Genomic DNA, 20150 nt, shown 5'->3' with positions numbered 1-20150 from the left:
CAATATAAAAAAGATTTATTTTGATATAAAAAAAATATGGATGAACCATGGAATTTCGCTATATGAAATATTTTGTCGCGGTTGCTAAGGCTAAGCATTTTACCCGCGCGGCTGAACAGTTGGGCATGGCCCAACCACCGCTGAGTCAACAGATCAAAAAATTAGAAGATGAGTTAGGCATTGCCTTATTTAAACGTTTATCTCGCGGAGTTGAACTTACTGCCGCTGGGGAAGAGTTTTATCATGATGCGCAGCACATTTTGCAAGAGGTTGAGTGCTGTCAGCGAAAGTTAGAACAAATTGCGCGCGGTGAAAAACAAGAGTTACGCATCGGGTTTGCCTCCTCAACAGCGAGCAGTCGTAGCGTTTTAGAGAATATCCGCCAATTGCATGAACAGTGCCCAACTCTCCATTTAATTGCCGTTGAACACTCAATGCCCGAGCTGGTTACGTTACTTAAACAACAGCGTCTAGAGCTGGCTTTTCTGCGTTTACCTTGCTATGCCAGTGAGTCACTCAAACAACTGATCTTATTTGATGATCCTTTTGTCGCTGTCACCCCAGTCAGTCATCATTTAGCCGTCCACTCAAGCATTTATTTAGCTCAGTTACATCATGAAAATGTGTTGATGTTTCCCCGTGATACAGGTCCTGCGTTGTACGACCGTATTGAGGCAGCGTTACACAATGCTGAGGTACATATTGCTCGGCCTTACGCCACACCACAACTACGCACCGCGATTACCATGGCACAAGCCGGTTTTGGTATCGCCATTGTACCGTTATCTTTAACTGAGCATCTCGATCAATCCGTCGTTATACAACATCTTAACGACATGCCTTTTGTCAGTCAGGTCGCATTAGTATGGAATAGCCATCATCATCATCCCTTAATTAGTCACAGTATTCGATGTATGAACAGTTCTATCCCTAAACAACGTGGAGTTGCAGGTCGGCAGCAAGTGAGTGAAAAATTTGAACAGCCGTAGGCTGGCCTTTGGTGAGAGCCACGGATGGCTCATCATCCCCATGAGCATAGACAGGCGATGTGATTGAACGTAGCCAGCACCCCTGCAGCTTCAAAATCCGTTAGTGCTATTGGACTAACTCAATCCGATTAAATTAGAAAAAGTACCTTAAGGCTTTAAACGCTTGAATGCGAATTTACCGACTCTGAAAATGAAATAATTGTGGACGAAGATCATTCCCTTAGCCCACAGTCTTAGTACAGCAGAGAAATTATTGAAATTATTGAAATTATAGTAAAATACTCAGCTAATCTTCTTCACTTAACCATGTCGCATACTGCTTGGTGTAGTAGCTGACAATGAAATCAGCTCCCGCTCGTTTTAGCCCAATAAAAGTTTCGTTCACTACTCGTTTTTCATCGAGAGCGCCGGCCAGAGCCGCAAATTTAATACTCGCATACTCACCACCTACTTGATAAGCCGCTAGCGGTAAATGAGTCTCTTGTCTTAAGCGGGAGAGAACGTCTAAATAAGGTGTGCCCGGTTTAACCATAAGAATATCAGCGCCTTCAGCTTCATCAAGAGAAGCTTCGAGTAAAGCTTGTCGACCATTGGCATAGTCAAGTTGATAGCCTTTCCTATCACCATTGAGATCACAATCTACTGCCGCTCTAAATGGCCCGTAAAACGAAGAAGCAAACTTTGCTGAATGGGCCAAAATTGCCACATCATGATAACCAGCGGCATCAAGACCGAGACGAATCGCTTTTACTTGACCATCCATCATTGCTGATGGTGCTAACATGTCAGCACCCGCTTGGGCTGCGGTTAAAGCTTGCTTGACTAAGTTTTCAACCGTAAGGTCGTTACACACTTTACTATTTTTTATGACTCCGCAATGCCCATGATCAGTATATTCACAGAAACAAATATCCGGGATGACCATCATATCTGGCACAGCAGACTTTATTATTTTAATCATACGTGCAAGTAGACCATGCTCATTCCATGTATCGCTTCCTTGCGCATCTTTAGTGTGAGATATTCCAAAAGGCATCACATAACGTATACCTAACGCATGAAGTTCTCGAACCTCATCCGCTAAATGACATTCAGGGATTCTGCTTATCCCAGGTAGAGTAGAAATTGGCACTGCTTGCTCTATATGCTCTTCGACAAATATAGGGTGAATTAAATCGCCTAGCTGCACATGAGTTTCTCGTAATAAATCTCGCATAGCTTCGGAACTGCGGAGACGTCTCAGTCGTCGTGTTGGGGCAGTATTCAAAATATCATATCCTCATTTAAGTTAATTGATGCAAGGGTTCGTTAGCTCCGGTTGACGCTCACCGTTTCCCAAGAGGTAACGTTTAGACTGTGGATATCCGCCTTCTGGCAAACGTGATGATTTATACACGCATGAGAACATACTGGATTCGGTGTCGTTGGTTCGCCCTCTATAAACCTAACCTTCGATCGACCAAACTGGTCACACAGTCCGCTAACGCCTTCACTTCGAAGAAAAGCCACCATTGAAATACCTTGATACCGCAAAACCTGTACTATTAATTATGCTTGATGGATCTTACGTTATCAGACAACAAGCCATAGCAGCATTTGATCGAGACAGAATTCCGGGGAAAATTACCTGTGTTGGCCGAAGTTTGAGTCAATGATGAAGTGCAATTAATGCTGGATTAAGAATTACCGTTCGTTCTTCTTTCAGTCACCCGGATACTGTTAGTAAATTGAAGAGCTAAAAATTTACGGTTGCTCCCATCAATCACATTCGTTGTAAGGGTTTAACCACACTGTCCAACCCTTCGATTTTTAATGCCAGGCAAAGCTGCAATAACTGACCTAATTCCCCTTCCGGAAAGCCTTTATTAGCGAACCATAATAAGTACTCTTCAGGTAAATCAATCAGCGCTCTTCCAGCATATTTACCAAAAGGCATCGGCATTCTGGCCAATTTGATGAGATTTTCTTTTTCTAACATCGATGAACCAAGCTCGGTAACGCACAGAAAAATTAGAATACAAAAAGTCTCCCAGGCAAAGCAAGCTCTGCGGGAGACTTAGTTGCTTAAAAGATCCCGATTAACCGCGTAAGATCATTTGCTCACGCTCAGGCCCCACAGAAATCATGGAGACGGGAACACCCAGCAGCGCTTCAATACGCTGTACATATTTTTGTGCAGCAATCGGTAAACTCTCAAATGTGCGGCAACCGGTAATATCTTCTTGCCAGCTCTCCATTTGCTCATAAATAGGGGCTAATTGTGCGGTTTGTGGCCAAATTGGGTTTTCGCTGTGGTTACCTTCATAACCGATACAAATTTTTAGATCGGCCAACCCAGTTAAACAATCAATTTTAGTCAGTGCCACTTCGGTTGCCGCTTGTAGCTCAACCCCATTACGCGTTGCTACCGCATCAAAATAACCCATATCACGTGGGCGACCGGTTGTTGCACCAAATTCATTGGCTTTTTCACGGAAGGCATCTTGCTCTTCCATCGCAGTGATTAAGGTGCCGGTACCCACAGATGAACTGAAAGCTTTCGCAACCGCAACCACACGTTCAGGACGTAACGCTGGTAAACCGCCGCCGAGACCAGCATAAGCGGAAGTCACATTCGAAGAGGTAGTCCAAGGATATTCCCCATAAACTAAATCACGACCAGCCCCTAGTTGCGCTTCAAACAGTAAGTGCCCCCCTTGAGCTTGGATCGCTTTAAGCGGTACGGTGACATTGCAGACTGCATCCAACCAAGGTTTTGACACGTCAAGTAACCATTGGGTCATCTCAGCGGCACTTTGACTAAATTCAAAGCTTGGATAAAGCGCTTTAAGCTGCGGTAATTTCCAATCTAACCAAAATTGAATACGCTCTTGTAGCACGTCTGGTTGTTTTAACCAACCGACTAAAATGCCTTTTTTCATCACTCGATCACCATAAGCCGGTGCAATACCTTGACGAGTTGAACCGTAGGCGCGATCAGCTAATCGAGCTTCTTCTAGTGAGTCTTCTAGGGCATGTAGAGGTAAACATAGCGTAGCTCGGTCTGAAATGGCTAAACGCAATGGCACACCAGACTGCTCAACTTCTGCCATTTCTTGTGCTAATAGCTCAGGGCTAATTACCATGCCTGGGCCAAGTACCGCTAAACAATCTGGGTTAAATACGCCGCTCGGTAGTTGGTGCAATTTAAACGTACCAAATTCATTCACTACGGTGTGACCGGCGTTATTTCCGCCTTGAAAGCGAACACTGGCTGAGGCTTGATCTGCTAAATAATCAACAATACGACCTTTACCTTCATCACCCCAGTTCGCACCAACGACAACAATAGACGACATAATTTACTCTCCTTAAAAGCAATAAAGCTCATCCTATGCTCAATATTGAAATAAGAAAAATTAATTATTATTATAATGCCAATAAGAAAATCATATCGATATAACCCTAAGTAAAATGCACGGAGCCATCATGCTTGATTTCAACTGGTTAAATACTTTCGTAACCTTGGCTAAATATCAGCACTTTGGCAAAACAGCAGTAGCGCTACATATGACTCAACCCAATGTCAGCCTGCATCTTAAACAGTTAGAACAGGTAACCCGAGTTAAACTAGTTGAACGAAATCCCTTTCGCTTAACTCAAGCAGGCGAGCGCTTACTGATCAGTGCAGAAAAAACACTACTGGAGCTACAAGTTTGTCAGGCTGATCTCAATGCGATTAATGATCTGCATCAAGGAACGCTGACGATAGCTGCCAGTGACATTATTTCCCGGTTATTGTTGATCGGCCCTTTCCAGAAGTTTCGTCAACACTACCCAGGTATCGATCTCTCTTTATTTAACACCACGTCTTCTCAAGCGGCTGAACTGGTCAAAAGTGCTAAAGCCGATTTAGGATTCGTGATCGCACAAAAAGAAGAATCTCCCATTCACTTTACCAAACTGCGTCAGGTTGAATGGTGTGCGTTAGGAAATGGTTTACAAAAATGGCAAGCAATTGCCAATTCCCCATTACTTCACAAAGACGATCAACATCAAGAGCGAACCACCGATGAACCAACCTTGATTCTATTGGGTCATGATACTCGAACCCGAGAGCTGATTGATGTCGCACTTCCACAACTGCATTTGCCTAACTATCGAATCATGGAGGTGGGCAGTGTTGATGCACAAATTGATTGGGCTGAAGCTGGATTTGGCGTAGCGATTATTCCAACGTTCTCTGTCAATCCCAAACGCCAACTAAAGACCACCATTACACCTCTTCCTGATTTTTCCACCACCAGCTTGGGCTATATCGTGCGACAAAATCAGCGATTATCTCGTGCCATTAAACAGTTATTAGTGTGGGTGGATGAAGAAATTCAAAAATCGCAACCGTTGACTCGCTAAACTCACGCTGTTGAATTTTTGTTCGATATTAATCAAAAATGATGATTTCACCATCACATTAAAATTCGTTTGAACACACACTATCGTGTTATGCGGGTGCAGTTCCACTGCTGTGTTTAATGGAATAAAAAGATATACGCCACCTCATTTAAGTCACAATATACTGAAATAGTTATTTATTTACTTCGTAAAATAAATTTAACCTCTCAGCGGTCACAGAAATAACTCCTCACAAAAATAGAATTACCACAAAGTTTCGAACGAAGCATTTTATATTTCGTTCAACAATTTTAGCTGATTAAAAACCACGGATGGATGGTACGAAAAGGAAGCGTATTTTCAGTTGCGTAAGTGTTCTCCCAGCAATTTAATGACTATACGAGGCGACTATGTTTGGGATCTTTAAACCACAAGCTCATATTGAGCGACTATCAAAAGAGCGGATAGATAGCACCTATTCACGGCTACGTTGGCAGCTATTTATCGGAATTTTCGTCGGCTATGCGGGGTATTATTTAGTACGTAAAAACTTTAGCCTTGCTATGCCTTACCTGATTGAACAAGGCTTTAGTCGCGGTGAGCTTGGTATTGCTTTGGCTGCTGTATCAATCGCTTATGGGCTATCAAAGTTTTTGATGGGCAGTGTTTCTGATCGCTCCAATCCACGCTATTTTTTAAGTGCAGGCTTATTACTCTCCGCGCTCGTCATGTTCTGTTTTGGCTTTATGCCATGGGCGACGGGCAGCATCACTGCCATGTTCATCTTACTCTTTTTAAATGGTTGGTTCCAAGGAATGGGCTGGCCCGCCTGTGGACGAACCATGGTTCACTGGTGGTCTCGCAAAGAACGGGGAGAACTGGTTTCTGTTTGGAACGTTGCACACAACGTTGGTGGTGGATTAATTGGCCCTATTTTTATTTTTGGCTTGTGGCTATTTCATGATGACTGGCGCACAGCATTTTACGTACCTGCTTTTTTCGCCGTATTAGTCGCAATATTTATTTGGTTAACCATGCGTGATACTCCTCAGTCGTGCGGTTTACCATCAATTGAAGAGTATAAAAACGACTATCCTGAAAATTATGATCAATCTCATGAGAATGAGATGACGGCAAAAGAGATTTTCTTAAAATATGTTTTAAATAACAAACTGTTGTGGGCGATTGCCATTGCGAATGCGTTTGTTTATCTCATCCGTTATGGTGTTTTAGATTGGGCTCCTGTTTATTTACAAGAGGCCAAAGCGTTCACGGTCAATAAATCTTCATGGGCTTATTTTCTCTACGAATGGGCAGGCATCCCCGGCACACTTCTGTGTGGTTGGGTTTCCGATAAAGTGTTTAAAGGTCGCCGAGCACCTGCCGGCATTCTTTTTATGGCACTGGTTACTTTAGCCGTATTGGTTTACTGGTTTAACCCACCGGGTAACCCTATGGTTGATATGATTGCACTGATTGCTATTGGGTTCTTAATTTATGGCCCGGTCATGCTTATTGGTCTATATGCGTTAGAATTAGCGCCTAAAAAAGCCGCAGGAACCGCCGCAGGCCTAACCGGTTTATTTGGTTATTTAGGTGGCGCGGTTGCAGCTAATGCTATCTTAGGTTATACCGTAGACCACTTTGGTTGGGACGGAGGATTTTTTATCCTAACCGGCTCATGCATCGTTTCCATTCTCTGTTTGCTTTACGCTTTCATTGGTGAACGCGCCTACCACAAACAAAAAGAGGAAAACGAGATAAAAACAGCGACCCTTTAGGCTAGCTGTATACGCAAAGGTCGCTTTATTCTGTCAGCGACCTTTGTTTTCTCTGTTGACTTATCGAGTGCTCAACGATCACCTCATCAACCAAAAATAAGCGTCTCCCCGGGTCTAACTTGAGATAATTTCGGCCCTAACAGATGAATGGTACCCGGTAATTCAGGGGTAGGCTGACCATCAAATTTTAATGTGACATGTCCTAACATCGCTAAGTTGTGATTCGCCAACTCTCCTACTGATGTCACAATATAGGCTCGCTCTCCAATCATCAGGGTACTCTGCCGATCGATATTTGCCGCTAATAAGCTATGACGACGAATCAAAAAACAGTAGTCTTGCACTTCTTGCGGTGCTTCTATGCCAAATAGAATCATCATATCATCATCCAGCGCGTCATAAGCGTGCTCACCCACACCCGCGATACTCGCAATAAATTGATACATAACTACCTCACTGATAAATGAAATAGGAGAAGCCCCAAGCCAATAATACGGTAGGAGCCCCAGTCAAAAAGCGAGAATAGAGCACAGAAGGCACCCCTACTCGTACTGTTTCCGGTTTAGCTTCGGCAAGGCCAAGGCCGACAGGGATAAAATCACAGGCCGCCTGAGCATTAATAGCAAAAAGGGCGGGTAATGCGAGGTGAGCAGGGATAGTCCCCATTCCAATTTGCGTGCCGATTAACACCCCAATAACTTGAGCAATCACAGCTCCTGGCCCTAAAAATGGCGAAAGCAACGGAAAAGAGCAAATTAATGCTAAGGTAATTAACCCCAACGGATGACTGGCTAATGGTGCTAAACCATGCGCAATCAGGTCACCTAAGCCAGAGGCGAGAATGACCCCAATAAGCATGGACACAAAAGCCATAAAAGGGAGTAATGTTTTTAAGACGGTGTCTATCGTTTCTCGTCCGGCCTGATTAAAGGTCGCCATGACCGACCCCATGCCCATACCGATTTTAGCGATTAAACCATCACTCTGCTCTGATAACTTACGGTCAGTATCGAAGTCATGATGAGTAGAAACGTTCTGCTCATTTTGCTTTTCAACGAACCATGATGCAGCCTGGTCCACTAATCTAAAGCACCCGGACGTGACAGAAGATACATAAATTTGTTCGTTAATATATTGGGCCAATGGGCCACTCTTACCCGTCGCATGAATATTTAAGGTTGGAATATTTTTTTTAGGGTATAAACCACAACGTAGCGTGCCACCACAGTCAATCACCACACAGGCAATATCACGCTCTTCAACATAATGTTGAAACCCGTCGATGGCTTCCATGCCTGTTAAAGTGACGATTTCCTCAATGAATGCCGGTTTGACACCTGCGGTGATGTAAACAATTTTTTTATGTGTTTCAACCGGAATATAGAGTGGGCCACCCCATCCTCCTTTTCCAGAGGTTACCTCAAGTATTGTCATTCTGGCTTCTCACTGATATTCACCTGATCACTTAATTCCACCCCTTGCTGCTTAGCCACCCAAGCAGTGGTAAAATCGGTCACCCAACCTCGGAAAAAATTGGTCACTACGCCAACGAGTAGATAAGCAATGGCTAATGGGCCCAACGACAATCCCTGTTGGGTCACACCGGCAGCGACGCCAAGAAAAATAAATAGCTCACCCGGGTTAACATGAGGAAACATGCCATTCATTGTATGGCAACTGTAGGAAGCGGAAGCATAAAAGGAGGGTTTATATTTTTCTGGAAGAAAACATCCTAAACTTAATACCATCGGATTACAAAACACAAAAGTGCCAATCGTCGGCAACAGCAAATATCTAGAAAGAGGATTTGAAGCACTTCTTTGCGCCAGTCGTTCAATTTTGTCTGGCCCCAAAAAGCGAGTGAACGCGTTCATTGCAACAAGCAAGCAAACCAGTAAGGGAAGTATATTGGTCACCATATCGGTGAACACTTCTCCTCCTCTTTTAAATAAACCAATAAACCAATCTGCACCGATAAGAATCCAATCCATTTACCACACCCATCAAATGACCGAATACAGAGTGTTTCTCTTATTGATCATTTAAAAAAGAGGTAAAAGAGAAAATCGTGAATTTCATCACCACAAATTTTCATTTCAAAAAACGAACAGTGAAAAATCACTAAAATCGACTATCGTTTCATAGGCCACTACTCACCGACACAAATCACTTTAATTCCTTGTTTTTCAAGTGAGTGGACATCTTCTATCGAAATTCTATGATCGGTAATGAGTATGTCTATTTTTTCTAAAGGCACCACAACATTCGGGCTGCGACGGCCAAATTTACTAGAATCAGTCACGACAATGATCTGGCTAGCAGCCTGGCACATGGCTTGGCTAACCTGATAAGCTTCATTATATGTAGTCGTTCCTTGTGTTAAATCAAAACCATCAGCACCAATAAAAAGCTTATCAAAGGAAAAATGTTGAAACGCGCGTTCGGCCACTTGACCATGAAAGGAAGCGGATTTACGTCGATAAGTGCCCCCGGGCATAAGTACAGTATGTTCGGTATCTAAATCTGCCATCGCATTAACAATATGCATACTGTTCGTCATCAGGGTCAACGACGTTAACCGCTCAAAGTGTGGCACCATTTGTAAGGTTGTACTGCCACAGTCTAAAATGATTGACTCGCCTTCATGAACCAGGCTAGCCGCCATTTGAGCAATTTGGCATTTCATTTCCAAATTCACTGTCTGCTTCTCATCCATGGAACGATCTTCACCATGAATAAAGGGCGTTTGACAAGCTTCAGCAGCCCCATAACGACGAATGACCAAAGCTTCTTCTTCTAATGATCGTAAATCACTACGAATGGTTGCTCCTGATGTTTTGAAAATTTTCGCCAACTCATTGACCGATGTCTTGCCATGACGACGCAAAAACTGCAGTAACTGTTCTCTTCTATTATCTAGATTCATATCATTCACTTAACGGTTATACTGTGATTAGTTTAACATTAAATTTTCACATTGAAAGAGATAAGCCCACAGTGTTGCCGATTAGTTTGAAAATGCGACGTTTATCGCTTCTTGTAACGGTTTATCTAAGTGCATCACTTGCTCACGGTTAATCGGTGAGCTTAAACCTATTAAATCAGGCAGCGATTTGGGTCTGGCAAAAATTGTGACTCCCCGCATCACTTTGGCGTCAATAATGCGGTGACTTTCATCTTCAACGAAGACCACAATGGTTCTAGGTTTCCAGCGACTGCGAGTTTTACCTATTTTCACTTGTCCTCGCTTTGCAAGAGATTGCAGCATCCTATTGAATGCTCTAATTTGCAAAAAACCCAGCGCAATCTGGCCACCCCAAGCACATAAAGCTAATACGATTAACCATGTTGTCTCATCCATATTCGTTGCCCTCATTTAAAAAAAGGGGCAAGCAAAGCCTGCCCAATGACTTCAGAAGCATATTGACGCTAAAATCCTGGGGGAAGGATTAAAACATCACTTGTCCACCGGTAATATTGATGGATTGTCCAGTGCAATAAGCCGCACTATCGCTGGCATAAAAGGTCAAGACATTCAGTACATCTTGATAATCACAACCCGCTTTTAATGGCACTTTATCAATATAAATTTGTTCCACTTCAGACTCTGCCACTCCCAATTTCTTGGCATACTGAGGAATCAAAGACTGAAACATCGGGCTTTTTAATAAATTCCCCAGCATCAAAGAATGTACGGTAATTTGATGTTCAGCAAGATCTAACGCCAATGATTGCGTTAGCCCTACCCCACCAAATTTCGCCGCAGAATAACCACTGTTATGTTTTGAACCCACTTTACCAGACTTCGAATTGATTTGAATAATCCGACCGCCTCGCCCTTCTCTAATCATCACTTTAGCGACTTCTCGAGCACATAAGAAATAGCCGGTCAGGTTCACATTAATCGAAAGCTGCCATGCATCGAGGGGAAATTGATCAATCTTAGCCGCGGTTGCGGTTCCCGCGTTATAGACCAGAAGATCAACTCGTCCAAACGCCTCATCAACTTGATGAACCATATGGCAAACACTCGCTTCTTGAGTGGCGTCTACGGCAATGCCCATCGCTTTATTGTCACCATATTGCTGACAAATCTGCTCAGCAACCGAGCATGCATTCGACTCATTCAGATCAGCGACGGCAACGGTATAGCCTTCAGCGGCTAACCCTCGAGATAGAAACTCACCCAAAGTTTGGCCACCACCTACCACCAATGCTACTTTATCCATGATTCACTCCAACTTTTATTTGACATCTTACTTACGATATAAAAACTTTAACTAACAAAACGTTACGACTTAAAAAAGGTGATCTGTTCTCCGCAGATGATTTGTGTTGGTTTCTGCCCATCTACATGAAGACAACCGGGATACTCAGCTTGCGCTAGCGCATCAAAACGAATCGTGATGTGCCCTAGTTCAGCTAAGTTTTGGTTCACCACCTCACCAACCGAGGTAATGGGATAACGTTGCTGACCAATCATTAAGGTGTAGCCAGCTTCAATCGGCGCTTTCAACGTATCGTGACTATGAATAAAACAGTAATCGGCAGCATCTTGTGGTGCGATTTGGCTAAAGATAATCATCATGTCATCTTCTAAAGCTTCATAAGCAAAAGCACCAATTCGTTCAACTTGTACTTGATAAAGGGCAGACATCACTTCGTCTCCTTATTGATAAATAAACATTGAAACAAACCAAGCGAGCATGACGGTGGGAGCCCCTGTCAGAAAACGGGAATACAAAACAGAAGGCACACCAATTTCAACCGTTTTCGGTTTCGCTTCAGCCAAACCTAAGCCCACAGGAATAAAGTCACAGGCCGCTTGCGCATTGATTGCGAATAACGCAGGTAACGCTAATTGCGGTGGAATATTACCTAACCCGATTTGGGTACCCACTAATACACCGATGACTTGGGCAATCACCGCACCCGGGCCCAAAAAGGGAGACAGTAAAGGAAAGGAACAAATCAGCGCTAAGGTGATCAATCCGAGTGGGTTCTGAGCCAAGGGAGTCAACGCATGAGCGATAAGATCGCCAAGCCCTGACGCCATAATCACTCCAATGAGCATCGAAACAAAGGCCATAAAAGGCAAAATGGTTTTTAAAACGGTATCAATCGTTTCTCGACCCGCTTGGAAAAAGACCGCCATAACTGACCCCATCCCAATACCAATTTTGGCCAGTAATCCATCACTTTGTTGCGTCAGCTTTTTACTGGTATCAAATTTATTCTGAGTTGCTTCTGGTTGACTAAGGTCGTGAGTGACCGTCGAAGCACTTACATCATCGCCTTGATATAAAAAGATATTTTTATCTCTAACACCAGAGACGTAAATATCTTCAGTAATGAATTGTGCCAAAGGGCCACTTTGACCAGTGGAATGAATGTTGATGGTAGGAATACGTTTTTTAGGATATAACCCACAACGTAAGGTTCCACCGCAATCGATCACGGCCACACCAATTTCATCATCACTAATGGTGGTTTTAAAACCATCGACCGCTTCCCATCCAGTTAGCTCGACTAGCTTATCGACAATGCTGGGACGTGTGCCACCGGTGATATAAATAATTTTTTTATTGGGTTCAATCGGTAAGCGTAAAGGGCCACCCCAACCACCATTACCTTTTTCAATTTGAATGTAATTCATTATCTTATTCCTCTATTTGAAATGAACTTCACTTTCAAGTTGAACACCTTGTTGCCGTTCAACCATCATGGTGGTGAAATCAGTAACCCATCCGCGGAAAAAATTCGTGATCATCCCAACCAGTAAATAGCTCACCGCCAAAGGACCAAGCGGTAAACCCAATGTCGTTAACCCACTCGCAATACCTAAATAAACAAACAATTCGCCTGGATTAATATGTGGGAAGAGCCCATTCATCGAGTGGCAACTGTATGATGCCGCTGCATAATAGGAAGGTTTGTAACGTTCAGGTAAAAATCGCCCAAGACTCAGTGTCATCGGATTACAAAAAATAAATGTACCGATAACAGGTAACACGAAATAACGAGATATCGGGTTTCCTGCACTGCGCTGCGCCAAACGTTCAACACGCTCTTGCCCTATAAATTGAATTAATGCGTTCATTGCCACGAGCAACGCAATCAGCAATGGCAGTATTCCTGTTACCATGCTAACGAAGACATCGCCCCCTTTTTGGAACAGCCCAATAAACCATTCCGCACCGTGAATTATCCATTCCATCTTTAGACCCTCATTTAATTGTAACCGTGTGTCTTACCACACCAATATACTTTCACTTTAACTTTCAGATTAAAAGCTCATACTTTCACTTAATTGAAAGCGATCACAAAAATAGGCTTTCAAAGTAAAAATAAAGTAAGAAAAATCTTTCATGGGATGATTAACTTTGAAATAATCAATAAAAATAAATAGCCATGCTTTTCTCGACTTTTACTTGAAAGAAAAGGTTGAAAAATGAAAACAGAAAAAACCGGTAGGTGAGAAGATGACGATAATCGAACGTATGATTGAATGTGGTAAGCACGTTATTCAACAGGAGTTAGAGCAAGGAGCTCGGCTTAAAAATCGGCTGGATATCGCATTTGCTAACAGTTGTATGGCGATACAGCAATGCAAAGGCAAAATTATTCTGTTTGGTATCGGTAAATCCGGTCATATTGGGAAAAAAATTGCAGCGACTTTCGCCTCAACGGGATCGCCGGCATTTTTTATTCACCCAGCAGAAGCTTTACATGGGGATCTAGGGATGATCACTGAGCACGATTTAGCGATTTTGATCTCTTACTCGGGAGAAGCGAGTGAATTTAAAACGATTGTGCCGTTATTATTGAGCAAACGTATTCCCATCATTGCGATTACAGGGCAACGCAACAGTTACCTAGCCAAACATAGCCACTACCTTTTAAATATTAATGTCGAAAAAGAAGCCTGTCCGCTTGGGCTAGCTCCAACCTCGAGCACCACCAATACCCTGTTAATAGGAGATGCACTTGCGTTAACCGTCATGTCTGAAAAGAAGTTTACCGCTGAAGAGTTTGCTTTTTCTCACCCGGCAGGTGCTCTGGGCGCTCGACTATTAACCCAAGTCCATCAACTGATGACAGATGTACATACCGCGGCCTATTGTTCGCCAAAAACAGGCTTAACTGAGGTCATTGAGATCATGTGTAACACTGGATTAGGATTAATTGCCATTGTCGAAGGAAAGCAATTACAAGGTGTTTTTACTGACGGTGATCTTCGTAGGGCATTGAATAATAACATTGACATGACGATAACGATTGCTCAATTAATGACCCATCAACCGATTGTTATCCGTCACTCCGCGCTATGCCACCATGCCCTTACTATCATGCGTAAGAATGGAATTACCGCACTGCCTATTATCAACGAAAAACAGCATTATCTAGGGGTGATCAATCAGCAATCAATTCAAAGAGCGGGTATCATCTAAGCTCACATGATTAACTGAAAATGTTTAGCTAGGGGTTAGATCGCTACCGCGACCGATTGATCCGCTTCACACTGTCACGAACCACTAGGGTCGGTTCTAATTGCACCACCTGAGGCTCGCGGCTGAGATTTTCCAGTTTATTCAGTAGGGTCTCTACCGCTGCTTGACCTAAACGATACTTGGGCTGATGAATGGTGGTTAAGGCGGGAAGCATAAACTGAGCAATATGGATATCATCGTAACCCATTACTGATAACTGTGCTGGAATAGCAACCCCGGCTCTATTTGCTGCATAAATCACCCCCATGGCCATCATGTCATTACAGACAAAAAGAGCACTCGGAAGAGGCCCCCTTTTTTGCATTCGGGTCAGTGCCTCTAAGCCGCCTTCACATTCAAAATTAGACTCAACAATCCAATGGGGGTTAATCTCTAACCCAGCGTCGAGTAGTGCACGTTTATAGCCTTCATAACGCATTTGTGCTTGATGGCGGATCAGCGGGCCAGTAATACAACCGATTGACTGATGTCCACATTCAATCAAATACTGAGTTGCCATGTATCCGCCACGCAATGAGTTGTCTTGAATTTTATCACTAGCAAACAACATTGGTCCCCAATCCATCACCACGACTGGGATATCGGGATAGCGATCAAAGACCTCAATACGTTCCCCTTCTAAGGTTGAACACATTAAAATCAAACCATCGACCCGCTTTTGTAACAAAGCATTGATGGATGATTTCATACGTTGATTATCACCTTCCGTATTGCAAAGAATAAGATTATATCCTTGTTGATAACAACTGCGTTCGACCCCTTTTACCACTTCACCAAAAAAGGGGTTGGTGGATGTCGTGACCAGCATACCAATGGTATGGGTACGGTTCATTTTTAGACTTCGAGCTAAAGCAGAAGGGGCATAATTCAGCTCTTGGGCGACTTTGTTCACCCGTTCGGCAATCTCATCACTGACATAACGCGTTTTATTGATCACATGACTCACGGTTGATGTGGAAACACCGGCAATGCGTGCGATGTCTTTCATGGTCGCCATGTGATCTTCTCCTTATTGGTGCTGAGCTAAAAATTGGTTCACTTCATGTCGAGTTGGAATTGAGGTTTGTGCGCCAAATCGGGTTACCGAAATAGCAGCCGCAGCATGAGCAAATTTAATGGCTGATTCTAAAGGCATTTCTTCTAATAAACCAGTAACAAACGCACCATTAAAGGTATCCCCCGCCGCCGTGGTATCGACCGCTGAAACACGAAAACCAGCAATGCATTTTCCACGGCCATTTTCACTCAACCAAACTCCTTTAGCACCTAAAGTGATCATGACAATTTCAATGCCTTTTTGGTGCAGCACATTCGCAGCTTGTTGAGCCGTCACTTCGTCTAGCACAGTGATGCCAGTTAATACCTCCGCTTCTGTTTCATTCGGGGTTATCACATCAATACATCGCAACAATTCGTCCGGCAGCGTTTGAGCTGGCGCTGGATTAAGCACCACATTAGTTTTGGCCTGTTTCGCTTCCTGCGCCGCTTTGACAATCCCATCTATGGGTGTTTCTAACTGCATCAACAAGTACTTGGCAGCACGAATACGTGCTAAATCGGCTTCTATCGCTTGAGCGCTTAACTTTGCATTGGCTTCTGCTGACAAGCAAATACTGTTTTCACCACGATCAGAGACTTGGATCATCGCTATCCCGGTTGGGCAATTGGGCTGCATTTTTATGCCTGAGATATCGATTCCATCCAACTTAAAACTTTCTCGAATATTAATGCCAAAAGCATCATCCCCAACACAAGCGATAAAACCAATATCGGCCCCAAGCCGAGCGGCGGCAACCGCTTGATTTGCACCTTTACCACCGGGAATCACTTGGTAATTACGGCCATGGAGCGTCTCGCCAGGACGAGGAAAAGAAGGCACTTGAAGAACATGGTCAGCATTGACACTGCCTAATACTACCAATTTGTTCATAAGGATTATCCTCAGTTTGATTAGAAATAGAGAGCTTTAACGCCTAACTAAGCGCTTTCACAAGCGCTATAGCACTCTATTTGGATAAGGAACCCCCACCTTATACGGTAGGGGTTAAGTTTTTATTGACCAATAATTTTCAGAGGAACGGGAATGTAAGCATCAACATTTTCCCCTTTCAGTACGCGATCAGCGGTTTCCACACCTAGCGCACCAATAAGATCCGGTTGCTGTGCTACCGTTGCTGCCAATTGGCCACGATGAACTGCCGCAATCCCATCATCGGTACCATCAAAACCAACAATTAACACATTTTTGCCGGAAGCTTGTACCGCTCGCAACGCTCCTAATGCCATTTCATCGTTTTGTGCAAACACCGCTTGAACGTCTGGATTCGCCGCAAGCAGGTTTTCCATTACGTTTAGCCCTTTGGTTCGGTCAAAATCAGCGGGTTGACTGGCTAACAGCTGCATACCACTGCCTTTGACCGCATTCATAAATCCTTCCCCACGTTCACGCGCAGCGGATGTTCCGGCAATGCCCTCCAATTGAATAACTTTGGCTTTTTCACCGACTTTTTCGACAATAAAATGCCCCGCCATTTCACCCCCAACAACGTTATCGGACGCAATATGGCTCACGACCTCACCGCGGCTTGCACCTCGGTCTAATGTGAGCACTGGCACTTTAGCACGGTTCGCCATGCGAATTGCATTGGATACGGCATCGGAATCGGTCGGGTTAATCAAAATGGCTTTTACACCGCGTACGGTTAAATCTTCCACATTAGAAAGTTCTTTACTGGGATCATTTTGTGAATCCAGAACAATCAAGTTGTAACCCAACTCTTTCGCTTTCGCTTCTGCCCCATCTTTCATGGTGACAAAAAATGGGTTATTAAGTGTTGAAACCACAATCGCAATGTTGTCGCTTGCATAAGCGGATACCGAAACAGAAGCAGACAGCAGCGCAGCAGAAATTAAAGTTGCCAGTTTTTTCATGTTTATCGTCCTTTTTTGTAGGGGGCCACACAGTAACCATTTCCGTGTGGCGGGTTCACGATTTACTTGTTTTTATTGTCCACCAGTACCGCAAGCAAAATAACCACTGCTTTTGCTATCATCTGGTAGTAAGAGGTCACATCGAGTAAGTTCAATGCGTTATTGAGGAAACCGATGATTAGTGCCCCAATCAAGGTTCCCATGATTCGTCCTTTGCCGCCCATTAAGCTGGTTCCGCCAAGTACGACCGCGGCAATGGCATCCAACTCATAGCCCATACCTGCGGTTGGCTGTGCGGAAGAGAGGCGAGACGTGACAATGATGCCCGCCAAAGCCGACAATAAACCACAAATGGCATAGACGCCGATTTTAACGCGATCAACATTAATGCCGGATAAACGCGCCGCTGACTCGTTACCCCCCATAGCATAAACATAGCGACCAAAACGGGTGTGATTGAGTAGATACCATGCCGCAGCAAAAACAATCACCATCATCCAGACCGGAACGGGAATCCCAAGTGCATAGCCAGTCCCAAACCAAGCAAAAGCATCGGCGGTATCGGTAAAGCCAGTGGAAATCGGGCGGCCATCGGTGTAAACCATAGTGACGCCACGTAGCAAGGTCATGGTCACTAAGGTGGCAATAAAAGCTTGTACTTTGCCTTTAGCGATAATAATGCCACTGATGCCACCCAACATGGCTCCCGCTAATAAAGCGGTCGGCACCGCAACCAATACGGGCACTTCGAGCGCAATTAGGCTGGCAGCAAACGCGCCACACAACGCTAAAACAGAACCCACGCTTAAATCAATTCCTGCCGTTAAAATGACTAAAGTCATGCCAACCGCAATAATGGCATTGACCGAGGTTTGGCGCAGAATATTTAAAATGTTATCAACCGTAAAAAAGTTTGGGTTTAAAAATGACACCACAACCACTAGAAATAGCAATGCGATCAACGATTTTTGTTCAATCAACCACGCTTTGCTAAACAATTTTTGTCCGCCGTCTGGGGTTGGATTACTCATGGTTTTACTACTCATGCTGCTTCCTCATTCACGGTTTTGCCAACGGCACAGGCTAATAAATTTTCTTGGTTCGCTTGTTTTGCATCGAATTCACCACTAATGCGGCCTTCATGCATCACTAAAATACGGTCACTCATTCCCAACACTTCCGGCATTTCTGAGGACACCAAAATAATGCTCATCCCTTGTGCTTTAAATTTGTTGATCAACTGATAGATCTCTTTTTTCGCCCCCACATCCACACCTCGGGTCGGCTCGTCTAAAATCAACACTTTCGGTTTTGTCATCAGCCCTTTTGCAATGGCGACTTTCTGTTGGTTTCCACCAGAGAGGTTGCCGATAATTTGATGACGAGAAGGCGTTTTGATGTTAAAGAGCTGAATAAAATCCTCGACTGCGATTGCTTCTTCACTATGTTGGATCTGAATACCTTTGGTTAATTTATCTAAAGCACACAGCGACATGTTTTCTTTCACTGATAAGCCCAGTACTAACCCATCGCCTTTGCGATCTTCAGAGATATATGCGATCCCATTGGCTAGTCCATCTTGCGGACTGACAGGATTAATGGTGCGTCCATCAAGATTAATCACCCCATGCTCGGAAGGCAGAGCGCCGTAGATCACTTTCATCAGTTCACTGCGCCCTGCGCCCATCAAGCCTGAAATGCCTAAAATTTCGCCCCGTTTAAGGGTAAAGCTCACATCATGAACCCCCGATCCGGTCAAGCCAATCACCTCTAAACACACGCTATTTTCTGGTTGAACATCAATACGGGGGTATTGCTCTTCCAATTTACGCCCAACCATCATTTCAATAAGGCCATCTTCATTGGTGTCATCCACTCGACATTGACCAATAAATTTGCCATCACGCAGAACGGTAATGTCATCACAGATCTGGAAAATCTCTTTTAATCGATGCGAGATATAAACAATGCCACAACCTTGATCACGCAATTCATTAATTACTTTAAACAGTGAATCGGTTTCGGTATCGGTTAATGCATCCGTCGGCTCATCCATAATGATGACTTTGGACTCAAACGACAGCGCTTTGGCGATTTCCACCATCTGTTGTTCACCTAAGCTCAGTTCCCCCAATAAGGTCTTCGCACTGTGCTTCACATTTAAACGCGCCAGCAGTTGATCCGCTTCGGCGTACATTTCTTTCCATAAAATATGGCCAAAGACTCCAGTTTTTTCTCGGCCTAGGAAAATATTTTCAGCAATGGTCAATTGAGGAATTAGGTTCAATTCTTGGTGAATAATGCTGATCCCGGCTTGCTGTGAATCTCGTGGCCCTTTAAAACTGACAGGTTGACCTTGATACTCGATGCTGCCTGCATCTTTACTATAAATTCCCGTTAACACTTTCATTAAGGTCGATTTCCCTGCGCCATTCTCTCCCATCAGTGCCATTACCCGTCCCGGATAGACATTCAGACAAGCTTGATCAAGCGCCTTCACACCAGGGAAGGCTTTATCAATGTCACGGAGAGCCAAAATCGGTTGAGTCATCACTCCTCCTTAGATC

Annotated in this window: 21 protein-coding genes; 4 read left to right on the top strand and 17 right to left on the bottom strand. The window is 43.9% G+C overall.

What is annotated here, in order from left to right:
• The first annotated feature begins 47 nt into the window (after positions 1-47).
• Entirely contained in the window at positions 48-989 is a 942-nt protein-coding gene (locus tag FKN05_RS09305) for a LysR family transcriptional regulator (RefSeq protein WP_245868758.1), read from the top strand.
• A 286-nt stretch (positions 990-1275) separates the two neighbouring features.
• Here the strand turns inward: FKN05_RS09305 and hemB are convergent, their stop codons facing one another.
• The 3 genes from hemB to FKN05_RS09290 form a co-directional block, all read right to left on the bottom strand.
• On the bottom strand, positions 1276-2256 hold the full coding sequence (gene hemB / locus FKN05_RS09300; RefSeq protein ID WP_212752268.1) for a porphobilinogen synthase: 981 nt from the start codon (positions 2254-2256) through the stop codon (positions 1276-1278).
• 495 nt (positions 2257-2751) lie between these two features.
• Complete coding sequence (locus FKN05_RS09295; protein ID WP_099611006.1) at positions 2752-2967, bottom strand: DUF3820 family protein; 216 nt, start codon at positions 2965-2967, stop codon at positions 2752-2754.
• A gap of 100 nt (positions 2968-3067) precedes the next feature.
• Complete coding sequence (locus FKN05_RS09290; RefSeq protein ID WP_170887371.1) at positions 3068-4327, bottom strand: adenylosuccinate synthetase; 1260 nt, start codon at positions 4325-4327, stop codon at positions 3068-3070.
• Positions 4328-4457: 130 nt separating this feature from the next.
• On the opposite strand from FKN05_RS09290, the gene FKN05_RS09285 reads away from it, so the two are divergent.
• Together FKN05_RS09285 and glpT are read left to right on the top strand one after the other, a co-directional pair.
• Positions 4458-5381 (top strand): LysR family transcriptional regulator, encoded by a 924-nt coding sequence (locus FKN05_RS09285; protein ID WP_161427828.1) that lies wholly within the window; start codon positions 4458-4460, stop codon positions 5379-5381.
• A 389-nt stretch (positions 5382-5770) separates the two neighbouring features.
• Complete coding sequence (glpT, locus tag FKN05_RS09280; protein WP_170887370.1) at positions 5771-7141, top strand: glycerol-3-phosphate transporter; 1371 nt, start codon at positions 5771-5773, stop codon at positions 7139-7141.
• 86 nt (positions 7142-7227) lie between these two features.
• On the opposite strand, the gene FKN05_RS09275 is transcribed toward glpT, so the two are convergent.
• The 9 genes from FKN05_RS09275 to srlA (FKN05_RS09235) form a co-directional block, all read right to left on the bottom strand.
• Positions 7228-7587 carry a PTS glucitol/sorbitol transporter subunit IIA gene (locus FKN05_RS09275; protein ID WP_161431108.1) on the bottom strand — a complete coding sequence of 120 codons (360 nt, stop codon included), beginning with the start codon at positions 7585-7587 and terminating at the stop codon, positions 7228-7230.
• 7 nt (positions 7588-7594) lie between these two features.
• Positions 7595-8575, bottom strand: coding sequence for a PTS glucitol/sorbitol transporter subunit IIB (gene srlE / locus FKN05_RS09270; RefSeq protein ID WP_170887369.1), 981 nt, complete (start codon positions 8573-8575; stop codon positions 7595-7597).
• On the bottom strand, positions 8572-9132 hold the full coding sequence (gene srlA / locus FKN05_RS09265; protein ID WP_170887368.1) for a PTS glucitol/sorbitol transporter subunit IIC: 561 nt from the start codon (positions 9130-9132) through the stop codon (positions 8572-8574). The genes srlE (FKN05_RS09270) and srlA (FKN05_RS09265) overlap by 4 nt, the downstream gene beginning before the upstream one ends.
• Before the next feature lie 158 nt (positions 9133-9290).
• A complete protein-coding gene (gene srlR, locus FKN05_RS09260) occupies positions 9291-10067 on the bottom strand; it encodes a glucitol operon DNA-binding transcriptional repressor SrlR (protein WP_099611001.1) in 777 nt (258 codons plus the stop codon).
• A gap of 81 nt (positions 10068-10148) precedes the next feature.
• On the bottom strand, positions 10149-10502 hold the full coding sequence (locus FKN05_RS09255; RefSeq protein ID WP_099611000.1) for a transcriptional regulator GutM: 354 nt from the start codon (positions 10500-10502) through the stop codon (positions 10149-10151).
• An 88-nt stretch (positions 10503-10590) separates the two neighbouring features.
• A complete protein-coding gene (gene srlD / locus FKN05_RS09250; protein ID WP_099610999.1) occupies positions 10591-11370 on the bottom strand; it encodes a sorbitol-6-phosphate dehydrogenase in 780 nt (259 codons plus the stop codon).
• A 62-nt stretch (positions 11371-11432) separates the two neighbouring features.
• Entirely contained in the window at positions 11433-11798 is a 366-nt protein-coding gene (locus FKN05_RS09245) for a PTS glucitol/sorbitol transporter subunit IIA (RefSeq protein WP_161427044.1), read from the bottom strand.
• A 12-nt stretch (positions 11799-11810) separates the two neighbouring features.
• Entirely contained in the window at positions 11811-12797 is a 987-nt protein-coding gene (gene srlE / locus FKN05_RS09240; RefSeq protein ID WP_157928686.1) for a PTS glucitol/sorbitol transporter subunit IIB, read from the bottom strand.
• A 12-nt stretch (positions 12798-12809) separates the two neighbouring features.
• The gene (gene srlA, locus FKN05_RS09235) at positions 12810-13358 is read right to left on the bottom strand and encodes a PTS glucitol/sorbitol transporter subunit IIC (protein ID WP_099610996.1); all 549 of its coding nucleotides are present in this window, start codon (positions 13356-13358) and stop codon (positions 12810-12812) included.
• 265 nt (positions 13359-13623) lie between these two features.
• Between srlA (FKN05_RS09235) and FKN05_RS09230 the strand changes: the two genes are divergently transcribed.
• Positions 13624-14592: a KpsF/GutQ family sugar-phosphate isomerase gene (locus FKN05_RS09230; RefSeq protein WP_170887367.1), complete on the top strand. Its 969-nt coding sequence runs from the start codon at positions 13624-13626 to the stop codon at positions 14590-14592.
• A 43-nt stretch (positions 14593-14635) separates the two neighbouring features.
• Here the strand turns inward: FKN05_RS09230 and FKN05_RS09225 are convergent, their stop codons facing one another.
• The 5 genes from FKN05_RS09225 to rbsA form a co-directional block, all read right to left on the bottom strand.
• Entirely contained in the window at positions 14636-15649 is a 1014-nt protein-coding gene (locus tag FKN05_RS09225; RefSeq protein ID WP_170887366.1) for a substrate-binding domain-containing protein, read from the bottom strand.
• 12 nt (positions 15650-15661) lie between these two features.
• On the bottom strand, positions 15662-16582 hold the full coding sequence (gene rbsK / locus FKN05_RS09220; protein ID WP_099610993.1) for a ribokinase: 921 nt from the start codon (positions 16580-16582) through the stop codon (positions 15662-15664).
• A gap of 122 nt (positions 16583-16704) precedes the next feature.
• A complete protein-coding gene (rbsB, locus tag FKN05_RS09215; RefSeq protein ID WP_099610992.1) occupies positions 16705-17583 on the bottom strand; it encodes a ribose ABC transporter substrate-binding protein RbsB in 879 nt (292 codons plus the stop codon).
• Between the two features lie 62 nt (positions 17584-17645).
• Positions 17646-18629 (bottom strand): ribose ABC transporter permease, encoded by a 984-nt coding sequence (rbsC, locus tag FKN05_RS09210; protein WP_524540897.1) that lies wholly within the window; start codon positions 18627-18629, stop codon positions 17646-17648.
• Positions 18626-20134 (bottom strand): ribose ABC transporter ATP-binding protein RbsA, encoded by a 1509-nt coding sequence (gene rbsA / locus FKN05_RS09205; RefSeq protein ID WP_099610990.1) that lies wholly within the window; start codon positions 20132-20134, stop codon positions 18626-18628. The genes rbsC and rbsA overlap by 4 nt, the downstream gene beginning before the upstream one ends.
• Between the last annotated feature and the right edge of the window lie 16 nt (positions 20135-20150).

The sequence above is a fragment of the Vibrio sp. 1-1(7) genome, assembly GCF_013048485.1.
GTDB lineage: Bacteria > Pseudomonadota > Gammaproteobacteria > Enterobacterales > Vibrionaceae > Vibrio > Vibrio fujianensis.
This window is presented reverse-complemented; position numbering and strand designations above follow the sequence as displayed.